The following is a 1,319-nucleotide window of genomic DNA, read 5'->3' as shown; positions in this document are numbered from 1 at the left end:
TGGTCCCCTGTCAATAAAATAAACAATTTAAATAGAGACTTTTTTGTCCTATGCCACGACTAAATTTTGAATTTGAGTTTGATACTCATCTTCAAGTTGCTTTGGTGATTTGAATCCACAGTGACTGTGAATTCTAACTGTGTTGTAAAACGTTTCAATGTACTGAAAAACTAGTCGTTTAGCTTCGGAGTATGAATGGATTTTAAACCGATTTATCCATTCACGCTTAATCAAGGCATGAAACGACTCAATGCAGGCATTATCCCAAGGATAAGCTTTCTTTGAATAGCTTAATGTCATGTTAGCTGTAACTTGATTGTAAGCTTCAGACGTAAACTGACTACCACGATCACTGTGCATGATTAATGGCTTGCTAATATGGCGACTGTGCTTAGTCTTTTCAATAAGTGGGATGACATTCGATACCTCCAAGGTTTCAGATAAGTCCCAACCAATGATCCGTCGGGAGTACAAGTCCATAATACTGGTTAAATAAACGAATCCGTCATGAACTGGAATATAAGTGGTGTCAATGCACCAAACGGCGTTTGGTCGCAATGGATTGAACTGCTCGTCTAAAATATTTATTAGCTGTTTATCAAACTTAGAATTGCGAGTGGTTGTCGTCCAAGGGGTTAGGTAAACGGCGTGAATGCCAAGTTCACGCATATACTTACCAACAGTTCGTTCAGCGATCTTATATCCTTTTGAGCGAAGTTCTTGGGTGATTTTGCCGGCACCGTAAATACAAAGGCTTTTGAGCCAAATTGCTTTAATTTCACCTTGAATAAACTTCTTCCGAAGCTTTCGCGGTGATTGGTGATTATGACGCTTTTCTCGTTGATAGTAACCACTTCTTGAGATTCCAACATAATCACACATACCATTGATGGAAGGGTGGGATTCCAAAGCGTGCTGAACGTCCATTTCTTGGTATACCTTTTCGGTAGTTACTTGCTCAGAATCCCGATTGATTTTTTTAACACTTCGATCGCTCCTTCAGCGTCACGAAGTTGACGCTTTAGTCGTGCAATCTCCTTGTCCTTATCGCTGGCAAAATTACCAGAGCCACGGCCAAACTCCCCAGTCTCAGTAAACAGCTTAATCCATTTATGTAATGTACTAGCCCCAATACCTAGATTCTTACTTATTTCATTCATGGTCATGTGATCCTTGTTATCTAAGTAATACTGAACGGCCTGTTCCTTAAATTCCTTGTCATAACTGTGCTTCGTCATTATTTGATCCTCCAATTTACTTCCTTAATTATACTAAATCAGAGTCTCTATTTAACTTGTACACTTTTTATTCTAGGCCCA

General features: G+C 39.3%; 2 protein-coding genes. Both read right to left on the bottom strand.

The window, feature by feature from the left end; translation table 11 throughout:
• Positions 1 to 48: 48 nt before the first annotated feature.
• Positions 49 to 927: an IS3 family transposase gene (locus tag FD44_RS09930; RefSeq protein WP_010011610.1), complete on the bottom strand. Its 879-nt coding sequence runs from the start codon at positions 925 to 927 to the stop codon at positions 49 to 51.
• 23 nt (positions 928 to 950) lie between these two features.
• Complete coding sequence (locus FD44_RS09925) at positions 951 to 1,238, bottom strand: transposase (protein ID WP_003688751.1); 288 nt, start codon at positions 1,236 to 1,238, stop codon at positions 951 to 953.
• Positions 1,239 to 1,319: the final 81 nt, after the last annotated feature.

Source organism: Secundilactobacillus malefermentans DSM 5705 = KCTC 3548, assembly GCF_001436395.1.
GTDB classification, from domain to species: Bacteria; Bacillota; Bacilli; order Lactobacillales; family Lactobacillaceae; genus Secundilactobacillus; species Secundilactobacillus malefermentans.
This window is presented reverse-complemented; position numbering and strand designations above follow the sequence as displayed.